Raw genomic sequence first — 17,711 nt, 5'->3', positions numbered from 1 at the left:
TGGGCAAGGACGACGAAGGCACGACGGCGGGCACCCGCCGTCGGCGCACCACGAGAGACGAGAGAGGCACGACATGACCGCGATCCTCGAGCAGGGTTCCACCGGCACCACCGGCGCTGCCGGCGACCAGACACAGACCGCCGCGGACCTCGCCGAGCAGTGGGCGGCCGACCCGCGCTGGGCCGACGTCGAGCGCACGTACAGCGCGGAGGACGTCGTGGCGCTGCGCGGGTCGGTCGGCGAGGAGTTCACGCTGGCGCGTCGCGGTGCCGAGCGGCTGTGGCGTCAGCTGCACGAGGAGGACTACATCAACGCCCTCGGCGCGCTGACCGGCAACCAGGCCGTGCAGCAGGTCAAGGCGGGTCTCCAGGCCATCTACCTGTCGGGCTGGCAGGTCGCGGGCGACGCGAACCTCGCGGGCCAGACCTACCCGGACCAGTCCCTCTACCCCGCCAACTCGGTGCCGGCCGTGGTGCGCCGCATCAACAACGCGCTGCTGCGCGCCGACCAGATCGACGTGTCGGAGAACGGCGCCGCCACCCGCGACTGGCTGGCCCCGATCGTGGCGGACGCCGAGGCCGGCTTCGGCGGCCCGCTCAACGCGTACGAGCTGATGCGGTCGATGATCGCCTCCGGCGCCGCGGGCGTGCACTGGGAGGACCAGCTCGCCAGCGAGAAGAAGTGCGGCCACCTGGGCGGCAAGGTGCTCGTGCCCACCCAGCAGCACGTGCGCACGCTCAACGCGGCGCGCCTCGCCGCCGACGTCTCCGACGTGCCGTCGGTCGTGATCGCCCGCACCGACGCCGAGGCCGCCACCCTGATCACGTCCGACGTCGACGAGCGGGACCGGGAGTTCCTCACCGGCGGGCGCACGGGCGAGGGCTTCTACGAGGTCCGCAATGGCATCGAGCCGTGCATCGCCCGCGCCAAGGCGTACGCGCCGTACGCCGACCTGATCTGGATGGAGACCGGCACCCCCGACCTCGAGCTCGCGCGCACGTTCGCCGAGGCCGTCAAGGCCGACTTCCCGGACCAGATGCTCAGCTACAACTGCTCGCCGTCGTTCAACTGGAAGAAGCACCTGGACGACGACACCATCGCGAAGTTCCAGCGCGAGCTGGGCGCGATGGGCTTCACCTTCCAGTTCATCACCCTGGCCGGCTTCCACGCCCTGAACTACTCGATGTTCGACCTCGCGCACGGCTACGCCCGCGAGCAGATGTCGGCGTACGTGCGGCTGCAGGAGGCCGAGTTCGCCGCCGAGGAGCGCGGCTACACCGCGACCAGGCACCAGCGCGAGGTCGGCACCGGCTACTTCGACCGCGTGTCGACGGCGCTCAACCCCGACGCCGCCACCCTCGCGCTCGCCGGCTCCACCGAGGCCGCGCAGTTCTGAGCGGTCCCCACGCCGTTCCCTACCCAGCCCTAGCCCCGATCGACCGGAGGCATGCCATGACCACGCTCACGTCTCCGACCACCGCTCCCCCGCGCACCGCTCCCGTGCCCGTCGTCGGCGACTCGCTCGCCGAGACCGTTGGCGGCCCGTCGGCCTGGGGCGCGGCGACCCTCGCCGAGGGCCACGTCACGGTCTCCGCCCCGCTCGGGCCGCGCGACAAGGAGATCCTCACCCCGGAGGCGCTGGCGTTCCTGGCGATGCTGCACGACCGGTTCGCCGACGACCGCACCAGCCTGCTGCTCGAGCGGCAGCGCCGCATGCGGCGGATCGCCGACGGCGACGACCCGGACTTCAACCCGGCCACGCGGCCCGTGCGAGACGACCCGTCCTGGCGGGTCGCGGGCGCGGCCGGGGCGCCGGGGCTGGAGGACCGGCGGGTCGAGATCACGGGCCCGACCGACCCGAAGATGACGATCAACGCCCTCAACTCGGGTGCCCGGTGCTGGCTGGCCGACGCCGAGGACGCGCAGTCCCCGACGTGGCGCAACGTCGTCGAGGGCCAGCTCGCGCTGCACGACGCGATCCGCGGCACGCTGACGTTCACGAACGACGCGGGCAAGAAGTACGAGCTGCGCTCGACGGACCTCACCGGGCTCCCGACGATCGTCTTCCGCCCCCGCGGCTGGCACCTGTTCGAGTCGCACCTGGCATACACCGGCCCGGACGGGTCGACGCAGCCGGCGTCGGGGTCCCTCGTGGACTTCGGGCTGTACCTGTTCCACAACGCCCGCGAGCTGATCTCCCGCGGGCGGGGGCCGTACTTCTACCTGCCCAAGCTCGAGGGATACCGCGAGGCGCGGCTGTGGAACGAGGTCTTCGAGGAGGCGCAGGACGCGCTGGGGATCCCGCGCGGCACGATCCGCGCCACGGTGCTCATCGAGACGCTGCCGGCCGCGTTCGAGATGGAGGAGATCCTGCACGAGCTGCGCGACCACTGCGCCGGCCTCAACGCCGGGCGCTGGGACTACCTGTTCAGCATCATCAAGTGCTTCCGCACGCGGGGGTCGTCGTACGTGCTGCCCGACCGCGGCCAGGTGACGATGACGGCGCCGTTCATGCGGGCGTACACCGAGCTGCTGGTGGCCACGTGCCACCGGCGCGGGGCGCACGCCATCGGCGGGATGAGCGCCTTCGTCCCCGACCGCCGCTCGCCCGAGGTCACGGAGCGCGCCGTCGAGCAGGTGTGGGCCGACAAGACCCGCGAGGCCCACGACGGCTTCGACGGCACCTGGGTGGCGCACCCCGACCTGGTGGAGGTGGCGCGGGGCGCCTTCGACGAGGTGCTCGGCGAGCGTGAGAACCAGGTGGACCGCCTGCGCGACGACGTCGCGGTGGGCCAGGCAGAGCTGCTGGACGTCGCGTCGGCCCGCCGGGCGGGTGCGACCGTCACCGCGGCCGGGCTGCGCACCAACGTGTCCGTCGGGGTGCGGTACATCGAGTCATGGCTGCGCGGGGTGGGCGCCGCCGCGATCGACCACCTGATGGAGGACGCCGCCACCGCGGAGATCTCCCGGTCGCAGGTGTGGCAGTGGGTCGCGGCGGGCACCACCACGGACGACGGCCTGCCCATCACCCGGGTGCGCTGCGAGGCCGTGCTGCGCGACGTCGTGCGCGGCCTCGACCGGTCGCCCGGCGACCGCTTCGACGACGCCGTGGCCCTGTTCCGCGAGATCGCCCTCGGCGAGGAGTTCCCGCCGTTCCTCACCACCGGCGCCTACGCCCGCTACCTCGCCGCCTGAGCCTGTCGAAACCACCCCGCCGGTCGAGCCTGTCGAAACCACCCCGCCGGTCGAGCCTGTCGAAACCACCCCGCCGGTCGAGCCTGTCGAAACCACCCCGCCGGTCGAGCCTGTCGAAACCACCCCGCCGGTCGAGCCTGTCGAAACCACCCCGCCGGTCGAGCCTGTCGAAACCACCCCGCCGGTTGAGCCTGTCGAAACCACCCCGCCGGTTGTCGAAACCACCCCGCCGGTTGAGCCTGTCGAAACCCCTCGAGGTCTCGGCAGGCTCGACCGGCGAAGGGGCTCGAGGGCGATGGACCTGTGGATAACCCCAACGCACGCCTTCGTCGTCGGGCAGGGTCACGACGCATGGACACCTCGACCGCACCCTTCCGCCCGGGCGACCTGATCGCCGACGACGCCGAGCTGCTGGAGCTCGCCACGTTCCTCGCAGGCGGTGCCCGGCCACGGCGCCGCACCCTCACCATCACCTGGCTCGACGCCGACGACCGGCTCCTCGGGCTCGCCCTCCCCATCGACGACGTGCCCGCACGCCCCGACGGCGCCGCCCTCGTGGGGCTGGGCACCGTGCTGCGCAGCGTCATCGACGACGAGGCGCCCGGAGGCTGCGCCGTCGCCGTGCTCGAGCGGCCCGGCGAGGCCGGGATCGCTGCCGACGACCGCGCCTGGAACCGTGACCTGCGCGAACAGGCGCGCGTGCAGGACGTCCGCCTGCGGGGGTTCTTCGTCGCCGCCGGCGGGCAGGTGCGGCCGCTGGCACTCGACGACGCGTGACCGGCCCGCCGGGCCGTTTGACCTGTGGACCGACGGCGGCCCCGGGGGGCCGTCACGGGTATTCTGCCGAGCGTTCTCGACGCAGCGTTGCTCGAACTGACTGCCCGGTCATGACGAGCCCGCCAACCGGAAGGTCTCCCCGATGGCACGGACCCACGGCCGCAGCCGACCGCTCGCCGCCACCGCGATCACCGCCACGATCGCCGCAATGCTGCTCGCCGGCTGCAGCGACCCGTCGGAACCACCCGCCGCGTCAGGGTCGTCGTCGCCCGAGCAGAGCACCAGCGCCCCGACGCCGTCCGAGAGCCCCAGCCCGTCGCCCACCGCCACGCTCGCCGAGCCGCAGCCCGGGCCGGACTTCGAGCGCACCGACGAGAAGGGCGCCGTCGCGGCGGCGGAGTACTTCGTCGAGCTGCACACGTACATGCTTCAGAGCGGCAATTCCGACACGTGGAAGCGACTCATGTGGAAGGACTGCAACTTCTGCCTCAATGCTCTGGACACGATGAAGAAGTTCCATAGCGAGGGCAGCAACTTCGAGGGCGGCGAGACCAGCCTCAAGGTGACAAAGGTGTACGAGAAGGACACACTCATCGGAGTATATCCGATGGACGCCCGACTCACCGAGCAGGCAACCGAGATCAAGGACGAGAACGGCGAACATGTCCGGACGGAGACCGCGGGGAGTTTGGATGCGAGGTTCGAACTCCTCCACGACGGCATGGCTTGGCGTCTCGTCAACATTCTGGATCGAGACGTGCTGTGAGACCCGCATCCGTGGGCGCGCCGCTGATCGCTCTCGCTCTCCTACTTGCGGTGGCGCAAGGAGCACAGGCGGCTACTTGGGGAGGCGAGGCCCGCAAGGACCGCGACGATCCCAACAATGTCGCCAATACCGTCGTCGTCACCGTGACCGAGCAGGAAGCAATTGACTCCGCGGCGAATACATCTGGGACATCACCCGACCACGCAACTCGATACCGGCGGCTGACCTCGGAGCTCTGCCTGGTGGCGGAATCACCCACGGCGAACGAGCAGATCAGGGAGAAGTGCAACAACCGCGAGACAGCGATCTCCAACGACCTGGAGTGCGCGGAGGACGAGCAGCAGCTCGACCCGCTGTGGCACCAGGAATGGGATGCGGCCGCCGGTGAGTACTCCGACTGGGCTCCGGTCAACCAAGGCACCTGCCTCGGCGCGGCCGACCTCACCGACGAGGCCCGCAGGGCGTTCCAGGAGCTCACGCTGGACCCGTCACCCGTGCACGTCCAGCCCGACCAGGGCTGGACGCTCATCAACCTGCACACGGTGACCTATACCGACGCCGATCCCCAGTCGTTCGACATCGAGCTGCTCGACATCCCCGTGACGGTGCGGGCGGTCCCGGACTCCTACTCCTGGGACTACGGCGACGGCGCCGCACCTCTTGTCACCGACGAGGCCGGGCACCCGTGGACGAAGGGCGATCCCGTCCCCGACGCGAGCTGGGTCGGGCACACCTACACCGGCCCGGGCGACGTGACCGTCACCCTGACCACCACCTGGCACGGCGAGTTCCAGCTCCGCGGCGCAAGCGGCTGGGAACCGGTCGACGGCGAGCTCACCACCTCGTCGTCCTCCGACCCGATCACCGTCCATGAGGCCCACACCCACCTCGTCGAGGACACCGTCCCCGGCCGGTGACGCCGCCTCGCACGACGCGTGACGGGCCGGCCTGTCGGCTCAGGGGCCGACCCCGGCCGCGCGGTCGGCCATCGCCCCGGCGAGATCCGGCCGCGAGTGGATCCCGAGCTTGAGGTACACCTTGCGCAGGTGGTACTCGACGGTCTTCGGCGACAGGAAGAGGGCGGCCGCCGCCTCGCGCGTGGTGTGCCCGTCGGCGAGCAGCAGCCCCACCTGGAGCTCCTGCGGCGTGAGCTCGGCCCGCCAGCCGTCGGCGGACGGGCGGACGACCTCCCCGGTCGCGGTGAGCTCCGCGCCGGCGCTCCCGGCCCAGAGCGCGGACCCCAGCTGCTCGAACGTCGCGAGCGCCGCCCGCAGGTGCTCGCGGGCGTCGACGCGGTGCCCGCCGCGGCGCAGCCTCTGCCCGAACGCCAGCTGCGTGCGGGCCGTCTCGAACACGTCGGGCGTCCGGGCGTGCAGCGCGAGGGCCGCGGCGAACGACGCGCCCATGTCCGTGTCGTCGGCGTCGTCCGTGACGAGGGCACTGGCGCGGTGCGCCCTCGCCAGCGCCCAGGGCCGGCCCTTGGCCCGGGCGGCCGCCGCGTAGGCCCGCACGCGTCGCTGGGCTCCGGGCCGGTCCCCCGACCGGAGCAGCGCCTCGGCGAGCTCGGGGACGGGCGCCAGGTCGACGTCGTCCATCCCGTGCCGCACGAGCAGCGACTCGAGGCCCGTGAGCTCGGTGACCGCCGTCCCGACGTCTCCCCGCGACAGGGCGAGGTCCCCCAGGGCGAAGCGCACCCAGGCCTCGAGCAGGTGCATGTCGCCGCCCCGGCCGAGCGCCAGCGCCTCCTCGGCGTCGGCCAGGCAACGCTCGGGATCGCCCTGCCGCGCGGCGTGCCAGCACCGGCCGGCGAGCGCAGCCGCGAGTGGCCCCACCTGGCCGGTCTCGCGGGCGATGTCGACGGCGAGCGAGTACTCGGCCGTGGCGCGGCCCCACGCGTCGCCCGTCGCGTGCCCGCGTGCCGCGAGGAACAGCAGCCCCGGGAGCTCGGCGACGGTCGCGGAGCGGCGGATCTCCGGCACCCGGCTCCCGAGCGCGGCCGCTCCCGACGCGTCGCGCAGGTACAGCGGCACGATCATGAGCCACTGCCACCACCGCGGGTCGGCCACCAGCCCGCCGTCCGCCTCGAGGAGCGGGACGGCGGCCTCGACCTGGCCGGTGCCGCCACGGCCGGCGAGGATGCGCGCGACGCCGCAGCCGAGCAGCGCCAGGGCCCGCGTCCGGGACGAGGACACCGCGGGCAGGAGCGCCTCGAGCTCGTCGGCCAGCTCGAGGGAGGTGGTGGTGCCGCCCAGGAAGAACGCGACGTACGCGGCGTCCGCGAGCAGGTAGACGCGGTCGTCGGGCGACGGCGTGTCGGCCGCCAGCCGCCGGAGCATGGCGATCGCCTCCCCCAGGGCCCCCGTCCGGGCGGCGACCCGGGCTCGCAGCTCGAGCGCCCCACGCGCCACCGCGGGCTCGGGACGCTGCCCGGCCAGCTCGTCGAGCAGGAGGACCGCCCGGTGCGCGTCGCCGTCCGCCCAGGCGGTGCTCGCGGCACGCAGCAGCCGGCCGTGCCGCGCGGGCGCGGCCGGGCTGAGGGCCGCCGCCCGCTGGTACGCCGTCGACGCGACCGCGTACCCCGCCCGCGAGATCGCCCGCTCGGCCGCCGCGTCGAGCAGGTCGGCGACGCCGGCGTCGGGCCCCCAGACGGACTCGGACAGGTGCCACGCCCGGCGGTCGTCGTCGCCGCGCGGGAGCGCCGCGGCCACCGCCCGGTGTGCCGTGCGTCGTTCGGACGCGTGCGCCCCGGAGTACACCACCGACCGCAGCAGCGGGTGCCGGAACGTGGTGCCGCCACCGGTGGAGGCCACGAGGCCGGCGTCCTCGGCCGCGCTCAGGCTCGCGAGGTCGAGCCCCAGGGCCGTCGCCGCCGCGGCGGTCACGGCGAGGTCCCCGTCGGCCACGGCCGTCACCAGCAGCGCCTGCTGCGTCGCGGTCGGCAGCCGCCGCACCCGCTGGGCGAACGCACGGGTGATGGTCTCGGGCACCGTCGACGGCATGCCCGGGATCTCGGGCCACAGCGGGTCGGGTTGGGTCGCGAGCTCGATCAGTGCGAGTGGGTTCCCGGCCGCGCGCCCGTAGAGCTCGGCGAAGCGGTCGCGCGGCACCGGGGATCCCACGGCGCGCTCCACGAGCGTCCGCGCGGGTGCCCGGTCGAGCCCCGCGAGGACGAGTACCGGGAGGCCGTCGACCAGGGCGTCCGCCTCGGGGGTGCGTCCCGCGAGGACCATGACCACCCGGTCCGCGGAGAGCCGTCGTGCGGCGAAGACGAGGGCTCGCGACGACGGCGGGTCGAGCTCGTGCAGGTCGTCGACGAGGACGGCGACGGGGCCGGCCTCGGCGCACCGGGTGAGCATCCCGAGCGTCGCGGCGCCGACGGCGAGCCGGTCGCCCGCCACCACCTCGTCGACGGCGCCCTCGAGCGCGAGCGCCGCCGCGAGCGCGTCCGCCTGGCGCGCGGGGAGATCGCCGAGCAGGTCGAGGCAGCCCCCGAACAGCTGGGACAGGCCCGCGAACGCGATCCCGGACTCGGCCGCCGTGCCGGTGGCGCGCAGGACGCGGAACGACGACCCGAGCGCCTCCGCCGCGTGCTCGAGCAGCGCGCTCTTGCCGACGCCCGGTTCACCGAGGATGGCGAGCCGTCCCGCCTCCCCGAGCCGGGCCCCGGCCATTATCCGGTCGATCGTCGCGACCTCGGCGTCGCGCCCCAGGAGCACGCCTTCGAGTCTAGGCAGCGCGGCACCACCAGGTGGGGCCCCTGACGCGGGTTCACCCGCCCGCTTCCTACGGTCGGGCGAGGGGCACCTGTCGGCACCCGGCCGGCACCCGTCCGACGGAGAGCACCATGACCGACACCCAGACGCCCGGCACCCAGACGCCCGAGACACCCGCACCCGCCACGCCGCAGGTCGACACCGACGCCCTCATGGCGTTCGTGTTCCGCGCGGTGGAGGAGGCGGGCGCCACCCTGAACGCGGCGCTCGTCGTGATGGGCGACAAGCTCGGCTACTACCGGGACCTCGCGGACCACGGGCCCAGCACGCCCGCCGAGCTCGCGGCCCGCACCGGCACCGCCGAGCCCTACGCCCGCGAGTGGCTCAACGCCCAGGCCGCGGGCGCGTACGTGACCTACGACCCGGCGTCGGGCCGGTACACCCTGCCGCCCGAGCAGGCCGTCGCCCTGACGGTCGAGGACAGCCCGGCGTTCCTGCCGGGCCTCTTCCAGATCGTGCTCGGCACGGTGCACGACACGGACCACATCCTGGAGGCGGCGCGGACCGGAGCGGGCTTCGGGTGGCACGAGCACGGCGCCGACGTGCACGTCGGGTGCGAGCGGTTCTTCCGGCCCGGCTACCACGCCAACCTCGTGGAGTCGTGGCTGCCCGCCCTCGACGGCACGGTCGACAAGCTGACCCAGGGGGCGGTCGTCGCCGATGTCGGCTGCGGCCACGGCTCGTCGACGATCCTCATGGCGGAGGCGTTCCCCCGCTCCACCTATGTGGGCTACGACTACCACGAGGGGTCGGTCACCACGGCGCGGGAGCGCGCCGAGGCGGCGGGAGTCGGCGACCGTGTGCGGTTCGAGGTCGCGTCGGCGCAGGACTTCCCCGGCGCCGGGTTCGACCTCGTGACCATGTTCGACGCCCTGCACGACATGGGCGACCCCGTGGGAGCCGCCCGGCACGTGCGCGACGCCCTGGCCGACGACGGCACGTGGATGATCGTCGAGCCGATGGCCGGCGACCGGGTCGAGGACAACCTCAACCCCGTGGGCCGCGCCTACTACGGCTTCTCCACGCTGCTGTGCACGCCGACGTCGCTGGCCCAGGACGTCGGCCTCGCGCTCGGCACCCAGGCGGGCCCGGCGCGGATCCGCGACGTCGTGACGGCGGGTGGTCTCACGCGGTTCCGCGAGGTCGCGCAGACGCCGTTCAACCTCGTCTTCGAAGCCCGGCGGTGACGGCAGCATCCACCCCGCGCCCACCCCGCGCCGAACAGGCGGTTGACACCGGGCCGTCAGGGCCGCCATAACGGTGTCAACCGCCTGTTCGGCAGCTCCCGGGGCGCTCGCTCGGCAGTTCACTCGATCCGGACCGCCTGCGCGCCGTCCGCGACGGCGGCGGTGCCGTGCTGCAGTGCCCGCGGCTCGAGCTCCAGGTACACCAGCCCGCTCTCGCCGACCTCGGACGGGGTGACGACGGTCGCGACGAAGATCCGATAGACGTCCACCAGGCCGAGGTCGTGCAGGGTGCTGGTGAGCCGGGCGCTGCCGTGCACCTGCAGCTCGCCGTCAGGGCCGTCCTTGAGCGCCTGCACCTGGGCGGCAAGGTCGACGAGGTCGGCGGGGTCGATCACGGTGCTCCCGGCCCACGCCGGCTCGCCCAGCCACCCGTCCACCACTTCCCCGAACAGCGGGTCCGCGACGGGGGGACGGCGCCGACGGCGCCGACTCATCGGGTTTCGACAGGCTCAACCACCGGAGTCCGCGACGAAGGGGGACGGCGCCGACGGCGCGGAATCATCGGGTTTCGACAGGCTCAACCACCGGCTTCGTCGCACAGCGACGGGCAATCACGCTGGACTTCCGCGGCGCGGCGGAATACTTTCGCCTCGGCAGGATGCTGTGATCGGATTCACAGCCCCGACCGACAGCAGACCGAGGGACAAGGAGCCGCCCGCGCGCCACCCGGCGCGCACCGCCACCGGAAGGAGCAGGGCCGTGGCCGACGTACTGGTGCTCAACGCGGGCTACGAGCCCCTGCACCGCGTGTCGGTCAAGCACGCCATCACGATGCTGGTGCGCGAGGTGGCGGTGGTCGAGGAGGCGGTGGAGGGGCATCAGTTCGGCCCGTACCCGCTCCCCCGCGTGCTGCGCCTCGTGCGGTATGTCGCGATGCGCTGGCGGTATCGCAGCGCCGGTCACCCGGCCGTCACCAAGGAGGGTGTGCGGCGGCGTGACGGCGCGTGCGCGTACTGCGGCGGCCCGGCCGAGACTGTGGACCACGTGATCCCGCGCTCACGCGGCGGGGACTCCACCTGGCTCAACCTGGTCGCGGCGTGCGAGCCGTGCAACAGCCGCAAGGCCGACCGCACCCCGCTCGAGGCGGGCATGCCGCTGTTGCACGCCCCGTACGTGCCGCCTGCCGAGCACGGCCTCGTGCGCCGGCATCGACGCACCGCCGTGACGGCCGCGGCCTGACCCCTCGGCCACCGCCGGACGGTCAGGCACCGCGATCGGGCCATGCGCTCAGGCGACGGGCTCGTCGTCCGACAGGTCCGGCACCACGGACAGCGACCCGGTGACCGCCACGGCCCCGGAGCTGCCACCCGTCTCGGCGGACGTCAGCGCGCGCGACGCGATCACGCTGCTCGCGAAGTTGGCGTGGCACTCGGTGCAGTACCACTCGGGCGTGGGCACGGGCACCTCGAAGCCGCCGTACACGACGTCCGGCTCGGCGTTCATCACGTCGTCCTGGAACGTCATGCCCCACACGATCCGCTTGGTCTTGCCGCGCGCGCCGCAGCCGGGGCACTGCGGCCGCATCCGGGCGCGCTGGGACGCGACGGTGTGTGCGTGCATGAGGTCGTGGCACTGCTCGCACAGGAGGTGGACGTCGCGCACCAGCTGCTCGAGCGTGCGCCCGCCCGCGGTGGTGGTGCCGAGGCGGACGGCGCCGTCGTCGTGGGCGTGCATGCGGTGCACGTCGACGAACCGCTCGCAGGTGGCGCACCGCTCCTCGCGACGCATCGCCCAGCCCGTCACGGCGCGGTGGCCGAGGATGCGCAGCGCGTGCACGTCGGGCGAAGTGTCCCCGGCGCCGCAGTCGCCCGGGTCGAGGGTGTGGACGGGGCCGCCGCGGAACTGCTCGGCGACGCCGTCGAGCACGAGCCGCGCGTGCTCGGGCGGCAGCCAGCCGGACGAGTTCGTGTACGTTTCTGCGCCCTCGAACAAGTCGGCCCAGACGATGGGCCGGTCGGGGCCGAAGAGCTCGTCGCTCACCCAGCTCTCGCCGTCGCTGGACCCCATGAGCTCGACCGCGGCCACGACGCCCGCGTCGCCGAGCACGGTCACGACGACGTCGCCGCGCTGCGGTCCGTCCTGCCCGCCGGGCAGCCGGTGCTCCGGGGAGCGGATGGAGATCGCGACGGCCTCCTGCAGCCAGTCGGTCGACCAGTGGAGGTACACGGAGGGCACGAGCCAGGCAGGCAGCGCCGACAGGGAGGGGAGGGTCTCTCGGGTCACCTGCAGAACATATCGGGCGCGGGCCCTCCGACACCACGGCCGAGGTCGTTCCGGTTGCGGCGTCCCCGCGCTAGGTTCCCAGCAGGCACGACGGCGTCGCCGCTCCGCCCACGGCTCCGCCGCCGCTCGCCGTCGAGCTGTTTGCCGCGAGGAGGCACCGGATGGACATCGGACTGTGGGTCGCCGCGGGGCTGCTGGCCCTGCTCTACCTGGCGGTGGGCTTCGTGAAGCTCACCCGGAGCCGCGAACGGCTGCGATCAGGCATGGGCTGGGTGGAGGACTTCCCGGGCATAGTGGTGCGATTCATCGGGCTCGCGGAGATCGCGGGCGCGCTGGGGCTGATCCTGCCGTGGGCCACCAACACCGTGACCGTACTCACGCCGATCGCCGCATCGTTCCTGGTGGTGCTTCAGGTGCTGGCGATCTCCGTGCACGTGCGGCGCCGCGAGCTCGGGCAGCTGTGGGTCAACGTGCTCCTGCTGCTCGCGGCCGCCTTCGTCGCGGTGGGCCGGTTCGCCGGCTGGTGACCGTCAGCCCGGTCGTCGTCAGCTGAGCGCCACCCTCTCGGCATCGGTGAGCAGCCGCGACCGGGTCAGGAACCGCACGCCCTCGGGCGCCTCGACGCTGAACCCGGCACCGCGGCCGGGCACGACGTCGATCGTCAGGTGCGTGTGCTGCCAGTACTCGAACTGCGCGCGACTCATCCACACCGCGACGGTGAACGGCTCGCCCGTCGCGCCGGGGGCGGCGACCGGCTCGTCCTTCAGCTCGAGGTCGCCCAGGTGCACGTCGGCGTCCCCGAGTAGGAAGTCCCCGTCGGGGTAGCACATGGGGCTCGACCCGTCGCAGCAGCCGCCGGACTGGTGGAACATCAGCTCGCCGTGCTGACGCCGCAACCGGGCGAGGAGCCCGGCCGCGGCGTCCGTCACGGCGACACGTGCGGGGCTGGCCCCGTCGTCGTCATCCATGTGGTTCTCGAACCTCCTAGAAGAACCCGAGCTTCTGGCCCGAGTAGCTGACCAGCAGGTTCTTGGTCTGCTGGTAGTGATCGAGCATCATCTTGTGGTTCTCACGCCCGACGCCCGAGCCCTTGTACCCGCCGAAGGCCGCGGCCGCCGGGTAGGCGTGGTAGCAGTTGGTCCACACGCGGCCGGCCTCGATGGTGCGTCCCGCCCGGTACGCCGTCTCGCCCTGGCGCGACCAGACGCCGGCGCCGAGCCCGTACAGCGTGTCGTTCGCGAGCTTCATCGCGTCGTCGAAGTCCGCGAAGTCCGTCACCGACACGACGGGCCCGAAGATCTCCTCCTGGAAGATCCGCATCGAGTTCTTGCCCTCGAAGACGGTCGGCGTCATGTAGTAGCCGCCCGCCAGGTCGCCGTCGAGCTCGGCCCGGTGCCCGCCGGTGAGCACCTTCGCGCCCTCCGCCTTGCCGATGTCGACGTAGCTGAGGATCTTCTCGAGCTGGTCGTTGCTCGCCTGGGCGCCGATCATCGTGTCGGTGTCCAGCGGGTTGCCCTGCTTCACCGCCCTGGTCCGCTCGAGCGCGTCGCCCAGGAACTGGTCGTAGATGTCGGACTGGATGAGCGCGCGCGACGGGCACGTGCACACCTCGCCCTGGTTGAGGGCGAACATCGTGAACCCCTCGAGCGCCTTGTCGTAGTAGTCGTCCTGCGCCGACGCGACGTCCGAGAAGAAGATGTTGGGGCTCTTGCCGCCCAGCTCCAGCGTGACCGGGATGATGTTCTGCGACGCGTACTGCATGATCAGGCGGCCGGTCGTGGTCTCGCCGGTGAAGGCGATCTTGCGGATGCGCGACGACGACGCGAGCGGTTTGCCCGCCTCGACGCCGAAGCCGTTGACGATGTTGAGCACACCCGGCGGCAGCAGGTCGCCGATGATGTCGATGAGGAACAGGATCGACGCCGGGGTCTGCTCGGCGGGCTTGAGCACGACGGCATTGCCCGCCGCGAGCGCGGGCGCCAGCTTCCAAGTGGCCATGAGGATCGGGAAGTTCCACGGGATGATCTGCCCGACCACGCCGAGCGGCTCGTGGAAGTGGTACGCGATGGTGTCCTCGTCGATCTCGGAGATCGACCCCTCCTGCGCGCGGATGGCGCCGGCGAAGTAGCGGAAGTGGTCGATGGCGAGCGGGATGTCGCAGGCCAGCGTCTCGCGGACGGCCTTGCCGTTCTCCCAGCTCTCGGCGACGGCCAGCTCCTCGAGGTGTGCCTCCATGCGGTCGGCGATCTTGTTGAGGATGTTCGCGCGGTCCGTGACCGACGTGCGACCCCACCCGGGCGCGGCGCCCTCCGCGGCGTCGAGGGCTGCCTCGATGTCGTCCGCGTTGCCGCGCGCCACCTCGGTGAAGGTCTGCCCGGTGACGGGGCTCGGGTTCTCGAAGTACTGCCCGCTCGACGGCGGCACGTACTCGCCGCCGATCCAGTGGTCGTAGCGGGCTCGGTATTCGGCGATCGCCCCGGGCTGACCGGGGGCTGCGTAGACGGTCATGCTGCCTCCTCGCGTGCCTGCAGCGCCTCGTCGCGCCGCGATGAGGCGACCCTAGGACGCCGAAGGTTGCAGTCCCGTTGCAGTGCGTTGCGGTCCCGCTGGTTGAGCTGTCAGACCTCGACACGCTCAACCAGCAGATTGCGACATGCTCAACCGCCGAGGTCGACGTCGAGCAGCGTCACGCGTGCGCGGGCGCGCAGGGCCTGCGGGCTACCGGCGGACGACGCGGCGAGCAGGCGCGTCCACGCGGCGTGGTCGTCGGCGCCGTCGACGCCGCGCACCCAGGCGTCCAGGGCGTCGGCGTCTCCCGAGGCCAGGACGGCGGCGCGCATCTCGGCCGACAGCTCGGCCCGGAGCCGCTCCACCCCCGGGGCGACCGACCGGGGCAGCAGCGGAGCGTACGCGGCGACGGCGGTGCGCACGTCGCCCGCGGCGAGCGCCGCCCGCACGTCGTCGGCATCGGTACGCAGCGCGCGGGCGAGCCGGTAGGGCCGCGACCCGGCGAGCAGGGGGCCCACGACGTGCCGCAGCCGGGAGACCTCCGCACGCACGGTGACGTCGGACAGCTCCCCGGGGTGCAGCAGCACGGCGAGCTCGTCGGCGCCGAGGCCGCGGGGGTGCTCGGCGAGGAGCAGCAGGATCTCGGCGTGCCGCAGCGACAGCGGCCGTGCGCCGTCGCGCCCGCGCAGGGCGGGGCGCCCGAGGACGTGGAGGTCGACCGGCGTGGGTCCGGCGACGACGTCCGGCCGGCGGGGACCGGCGGCGGCCCGGGTCGCGAGCTCCCGCTCGACCGTCGCGACCGTGGCCCGCACCAGCGACATCACGACGTGCGTCGCCGCGGCCCGCCGCCCCGTGACGTCGAGGACGCCGAGCACCCGGCCGGTGGCGGGGTCGCGGATGGGCGCGGCGGCGCAGCTGAGGTCCTGGATGGGACGCGAGAAATGCTCGGCGCCGATCACCTGGACGGCGCGCCGCGTGGCCAGCGCCGTGCCCGGCGCGTTGGTGCCGATGTTCTCCTCCCGCCACACCGCGCCCTCGACGAACCCGACGCGGTCGACCGTGCCGCGCAGGCGGTGGTTGCCCTCGACCCAGAGCAGCCGCCCCGCCTCGTCGGAGACCGCGACCACGAGGCCGTCGTCGGCCGCGCCGTCGACCACGAACTCGCGCACCACCGGCATCACCGCGGCCAGGGGGTGTGCCAGACGGTAGGCGGCGAGGTCGTCGTCCGCGAGGGAGACCTGCGGGTTCAGGGTGTCCGGGTCGACGCCGCTGCGCAGCGATCGGCGCCAGGAGTCGGCGACCACCGGGTCGATATCGCCCGGAGGCTCTCCGGTGCCGAGGAACCGCTCGTACGCGGCGCGCACCGTGCGCGGGTCACGACGCACGGCGGCCCCGCGCGGGTCCCCTGCACGTGCCACCGAGGCGGCCGTCCCCTCCATCGCGACTCCCGACGTCGTCGTCCGGTGCGTCCGAGCCAGTGTAGGGGGGTCTCTCCCGCCTTCGTGAGAGGTGTGACGGCGAGGTCTGTCGGCCGACCGCGTGACGTCTCGCCGCGTGCGTCATTCCCGGCCGAACGCCTTGCGCAGCTCGCCCTTCGCCCGCTCGAGGACGTCCCGCTGCGCGGCGGGCAGGCCCGTGCCGGCGCGGTTGACGTAGAACGTCAGCATCGACATCGCCGACTGGTACGGCGTGCCCTTGCGCCGGCCGCTCGCCTCCGCCGAGCGCTTGAGCGACGCGGCGATGCGCACGGGGTCGTCCCAGGTGAAGACGTCCTCCTCCAGGTCCAGCGCGTCGGAGTGCTCGGTGACGTCCTGCGACCACCGCTCCCCCGACGCGCCGTCGTCCCGCTTCGCCATCCCCCGACGCTAGGCGGGACGCCGCCTGCTCGCAGCGGTGCGGGCAGGGGCTCGGTCGCGCAGCGCGAGGCGCCGCGCACACCACGAGCTGGAGCTGGTGGAAGAGGATCACGGGGACCGCGATCCGCCGGCCACCGCGACGGGGATGGTGCCACGGTCCACGCCGAGGGTGAGCCAACGGCGGGCGCGGAACCGGTCGCCGACGAGCGGCTGCAGCAGCTGCCCGACGACGCACGGTGCCAGCAACTGCAGCAGCACCGTCCGCAGGCCGCCGGGACGCGTGACCCTCACATCCGCGAGCGCACGTACAAGAAGACGAGTGCCGCCACGACGAGCAGCCCGACGAGCACGGCGAACACGATCTTCGCCCTGCTGAAGGGGCGCTTCCCGACGACCTGGCCCGTGTTCGCGTTGACCATGACCTGCCACTGCCTGCCCGCGTACACGTAGGTCGCGATCCAGAGCGGGAGCAGCACGAGCTTGAACATGACGTCGGCGTACGCGGTCCCGACCGTGCCGACCCGCTGCTCGTCGCCGCCGATGTCCCGCCGGACGTCCTTCGTGATGGTCTTGGCCATCGTCGCCTTGGCCCGCTCGAGACCGTCGGAAGGCTCGACCTCGTACCGGGCCGCGGAGTAGCCCGCGAGGTACTCCGCACGGAACGGCACGGCGTCCTCGAGCGGCCATGGCCCGAGGCGGCGGAGATCGAGCTCGGCGACCTGGGACGAGGCCGGGACGAGCACGTCGTCGAAAGACCGTTCGACCTGTCCCGACACGGGCGTCCAGCTCACCCGCCGCTCCTGACGCTCGTTGTCGCCGTCCTTCACCGTGACGTGGTACTCGTGGCCGCGCTGGCCGGTGTACGACGACGAGGTCTCGGCGTCGAACGTCCAGTGGGGCACGTACGTGCCGTGCAGCGACTCCGTGTCGCCGACCTTCTTGAGCTCGCCCGGCGCGAACGGGCGCGAACGCACCCAGCGGCGGAACGCCTCGCGCGCCTGCGCCTGCTCGACGCCGAACGGGACGACCGCCTCCGGCTGCACGAGCCCGTCGGCCTCTGCCACAGCGACGAGATGTCCGCCGCAGAACCGGCACGCGACGGACAGGTCGGTGCCCTGCGTGGTCGCGCCGCACCCGTCGCACGTGAGCAGCCGTGCGTCGAGGATCCCGGCTCGCGACCCCCCTTGCGCGGCGGCCCATGAGTCGTACGAGTGCTCGTCGACGGCGTCGCCCGCCGCGTGGACGATCTCCACCTCACCGCCGCACGCCACGCACCGCAGGTGCCGGGTGCCGGGCGAGTACGCGAGCTGGGACCCGCACGCCTCACAGCGCGTGCGGACGAGGTCACCCTGGACGTCGCTCAACG

General features: G+C 73.1%; 17 protein-coding genes. 8 read left to right on the top strand and 9 right to left on the bottom strand.

Features of this window, described 5'->3' with window-relative positions; genetic code table 11:
* Positions 1 to 73 precede the first annotated feature (73 nt).
* From aceA to AC1C2W_RS03800, 5 genes are all read left to right on the top strand, one after another.
* Positions 74 to 1,396 carry an isocitrate lyase gene (aceA, locus tag AC1C2W_RS03820; protein ID WP_495387709.1) on the top strand — a complete coding sequence of 441 codons (1,323 nt, stop codon included), beginning with the start codon at positions 74 to 76 and terminating at the stop codon, positions 1,394 to 1,396.
* 56 nt (positions 1,397 to 1,452) lie between these two features.
* A complete protein-coding gene (gene aceB / locus AC1C2W_RS03815; protein WP_495412428.1) occupies positions 1,453 to 3,195 on the top strand; it encodes a malate synthase A in 1,743 nt (580 codons plus the stop codon).
* A 351-nt stretch (positions 3,196 to 3,546) separates the two neighbouring features.
* On the top strand, positions 3,547 to 3,972 hold the full coding sequence (locus AC1C2W_RS03810) for a hypothetical protein (protein WP_495412427.1): 426 nt from the start codon (positions 3,547 to 3,549) through the stop codon (positions 3,970 to 3,972).
* Positions 3,973 to 4,114: 142 nt separating this feature from the next.
* The gene (locus AC1C2W_RS03805) at positions 4,115 to 4,738 is read left to right on the top strand and encodes a DUF6318 family protein (protein WP_495412426.1); all 624 of its coding nucleotides are present in this window, start codon (positions 4,115 to 4,117) and stop codon (positions 4,736 to 4,738) included.
* A 242-nt stretch (positions 4,739 to 4,980) separates the two neighbouring features.
* Positions 4,981 to 5,655, top strand: a complete 675-nt coding sequence (locus AC1C2W_RS03800) for a PKD domain-containing protein (protein ID WP_495412425.1) — start codon at positions 4,981 to 4,983, stop codon at positions 5,653 to 5,655.
* Between the two features lie 39 nt (positions 5,656 to 5,694).
* Here AC1C2W_RS03800 and AC1C2W_RS03795 read toward each other — a convergent pair whose 3' ends face one another.
* Entirely contained in the window at positions 5,695 to 8,454 is a 2,760-nt protein-coding gene (locus AC1C2W_RS03795; RefSeq protein WP_495387714.1) for an ATP-binding protein, read from the bottom strand.
* Positions 8,455 to 8,582: 128 nt separating this feature from the next.
* On the opposite strand from AC1C2W_RS03795, the gene AC1C2W_RS03790 reads away from it, so the two are divergent.
* Positions 8,583 to 9,698, top strand: a complete 1,116-nt coding sequence (locus AC1C2W_RS03790) for a class I SAM-dependent methyltransferase (protein WP_495412424.1) — start codon at positions 8,583 to 8,585, stop codon at positions 9,696 to 9,698.
* A 119-nt stretch (positions 9,699 to 9,817) separates the two neighbouring features.
* Here the strand turns inward: AC1C2W_RS03790 and AC1C2W_RS03785 are convergent, their stop codons facing one another.
* Positions 9,818 to 10,192, bottom strand: a complete 375-nt coding sequence (locus AC1C2W_RS03785) for a dihydrofolate reductase family protein (protein WP_495412423.1) — start codon at positions 10,190 to 10,192, stop codon at positions 9,818 to 9,820.
* 265 nt (positions 10,193 to 10,457) lie between these two features.
* Between AC1C2W_RS03785 and AC1C2W_RS03780 the strand changes: the two genes are divergently transcribed.
* Positions 10,458 to 10,937 carry an HNH endonuclease gene (locus tag AC1C2W_RS03780; protein WP_495387717.1) on the top strand — a complete coding sequence of 160 codons (480 nt, stop codon included), beginning with the start codon at positions 10,458 to 10,460 and terminating at the stop codon, positions 10,935 to 10,937.
* Positions 10,938 to 10,985: 48 nt separating this feature from the next.
* Here AC1C2W_RS03780 and AC1C2W_RS03775 read toward each other — a convergent pair whose 3' ends face one another.
* Positions 10,986 to 11,981 (bottom strand): hypothetical protein, encoded by a 996-nt coding sequence (locus tag AC1C2W_RS03775; RefSeq protein ID WP_495387718.1) that lies wholly within the window; start codon positions 11,979 to 11,981, stop codon positions 10,986 to 10,988.
* Positions 11,982 to 12,142: 161 nt separating this feature from the next.
* Between AC1C2W_RS03775 and AC1C2W_RS03770 the strand changes: the two genes are divergently transcribed.
* The gene (locus AC1C2W_RS03770) at positions 12,143 to 12,508 is read left to right on the top strand and encodes a DoxX family protein (protein WP_495387719.1); all 366 of its coding nucleotides are present in this window, start codon (positions 12,143 to 12,145) and stop codon (positions 12,506 to 12,508) included.
* Between the two features lie 18 nt (positions 12,509 to 12,526).
* On the opposite strand, the gene AC1C2W_RS03765 is transcribed toward AC1C2W_RS03770, so the two are convergent.
* The 6 genes from AC1C2W_RS03765 to AC1C2W_RS03740 form a co-directional block, all read right to left on the bottom strand.
* Positions 12,527 to 12,949, bottom strand: a complete 423-nt coding sequence (locus tag AC1C2W_RS03765; protein ID WP_495387720.1) for a DUF779 domain-containing protein — start codon at positions 12,947 to 12,949, stop codon at positions 12,527 to 12,529.
* 16 nt (positions 12,950 to 12,965) lie between these two features.
* Entirely contained in the window at positions 12,966 to 14,489 is a 1,524-nt protein-coding gene (gene exaC, locus AC1C2W_RS03760; RefSeq protein ID WP_495412422.1) for an acetaldehyde dehydrogenase ExaC, read from the bottom strand.
* Positions 14,490 to 14,638: 149 nt separating this feature from the next.
* Entirely contained in the window at positions 14,639 to 15,907 is a 1,269-nt protein-coding gene (locus AC1C2W_RS03755; RefSeq protein ID WP_495412421.1) for a GAF domain-containing protein, read from the bottom strand.
* Between the two features lie 141 nt (positions 15,908 to 16,048).
* Entirely contained in the window at positions 16,049 to 16,345 is a 297-nt protein-coding gene (locus tag AC1C2W_RS03750) for a DUF3175 domain-containing protein (RefSeq protein ID WP_495412420.1), read from the bottom strand.
* A 108-nt stretch (positions 16,346 to 16,453) separates the two neighbouring features.
* Positions 16,454 to 16,636 (bottom strand): hypothetical protein, encoded by a 183-nt coding sequence (locus tag AC1C2W_RS03745; RefSeq protein WP_495412419.1) that lies wholly within the window; start codon positions 16,634 to 16,636, stop codon positions 16,454 to 16,456.
* Entirely contained in the window at positions 16,633 to 17,709 is a 1,077-nt protein-coding gene (locus AC1C2W_RS03740; protein WP_495412418.1) for a TFIIB-type zinc ribbon-containing protein, read from the bottom strand. Before AC1C2W_RS03740 ends, AC1C2W_RS03745 begins: the two co-directional genes overlap by 4 nt.
* Positions 17,710 to 17,711: the final 2 nt, after the last annotated feature.

The sequence above is a fragment of the Isoptericola sp. Y581 genome, assembly GCF_059445475.1.
This window is presented reverse-complemented; position numbering and strand designations above follow the sequence as displayed.

Bases quoted from the DNA above. Each gene is read 5' to 3' on its own strand.
- AC1C2W_RS03765 (WP_495387720.1), bottom strand. From the start codon at position 12,949: ATGGATGACGACGACGGGGCCAGCCCCGCACGTGTCGCCGTGACGGAC.
- aceB (WP_495412428.1), top strand. From the start codon at position 1,453: ATGACCACGCTCACGTCTCCGACCACCGCTCCCCCGCGCACCGCTCCC.
- AC1C2W_RS03785 (WP_495412423.1), bottom strand. From the start codon at position 10,192: ATGAGTCGGCGCCGTCGGCGCCGTCCCCCCGTCGCGGACCCGCTGTTC.
- aceA (WP_495387709.1), top strand. From the start codon at position 74: ATGACCGCGATCCTCGAGCAGGGTTCCACCGGCACCACCGGCGCTGCC.
- AC1C2W_RS03805 (WP_495412426.1), top strand. From the start codon at position 4,115: ATGGCACGGACCCACGGCCGCAGCCGACCGCTCGCCGCCACCGCGATC.
- AC1C2W_RS03790 (WP_495412424.1), top strand. From the start codon at position 8,583: ATGACCGACACCCAGACGCCCGGCACCCAGACGCCCGAGACACCCGCA.
- AC1C2W_RS03770 (WP_495387719.1), top strand. From the start codon at position 12,143: ATGGACATCGGACTGTGGGTCGCCGCGGGGCTGCTGGCCCTGCTCTAC.
- AC1C2W_RS03810 (WP_495412427.1), top strand. From the start codon at position 3,547: ATGGACACCTCGACCGCACCCTTCCGCCCGGGCGACCTGATCGCCGAC.
- exaC (WP_495412422.1), bottom strand. From the start codon at position 14,489: ATGACCGTCTACGCAGCCCCCGGTCAGCCCGGGGCGATCGCCGAATAC.
- AC1C2W_RS03750 (WP_495412420.1), bottom strand. From the start codon at position 16,345: ATGGCGAAGCGGGACGACGGCGCGTCGGGGGAGCGGTGGTCGCAGGAC.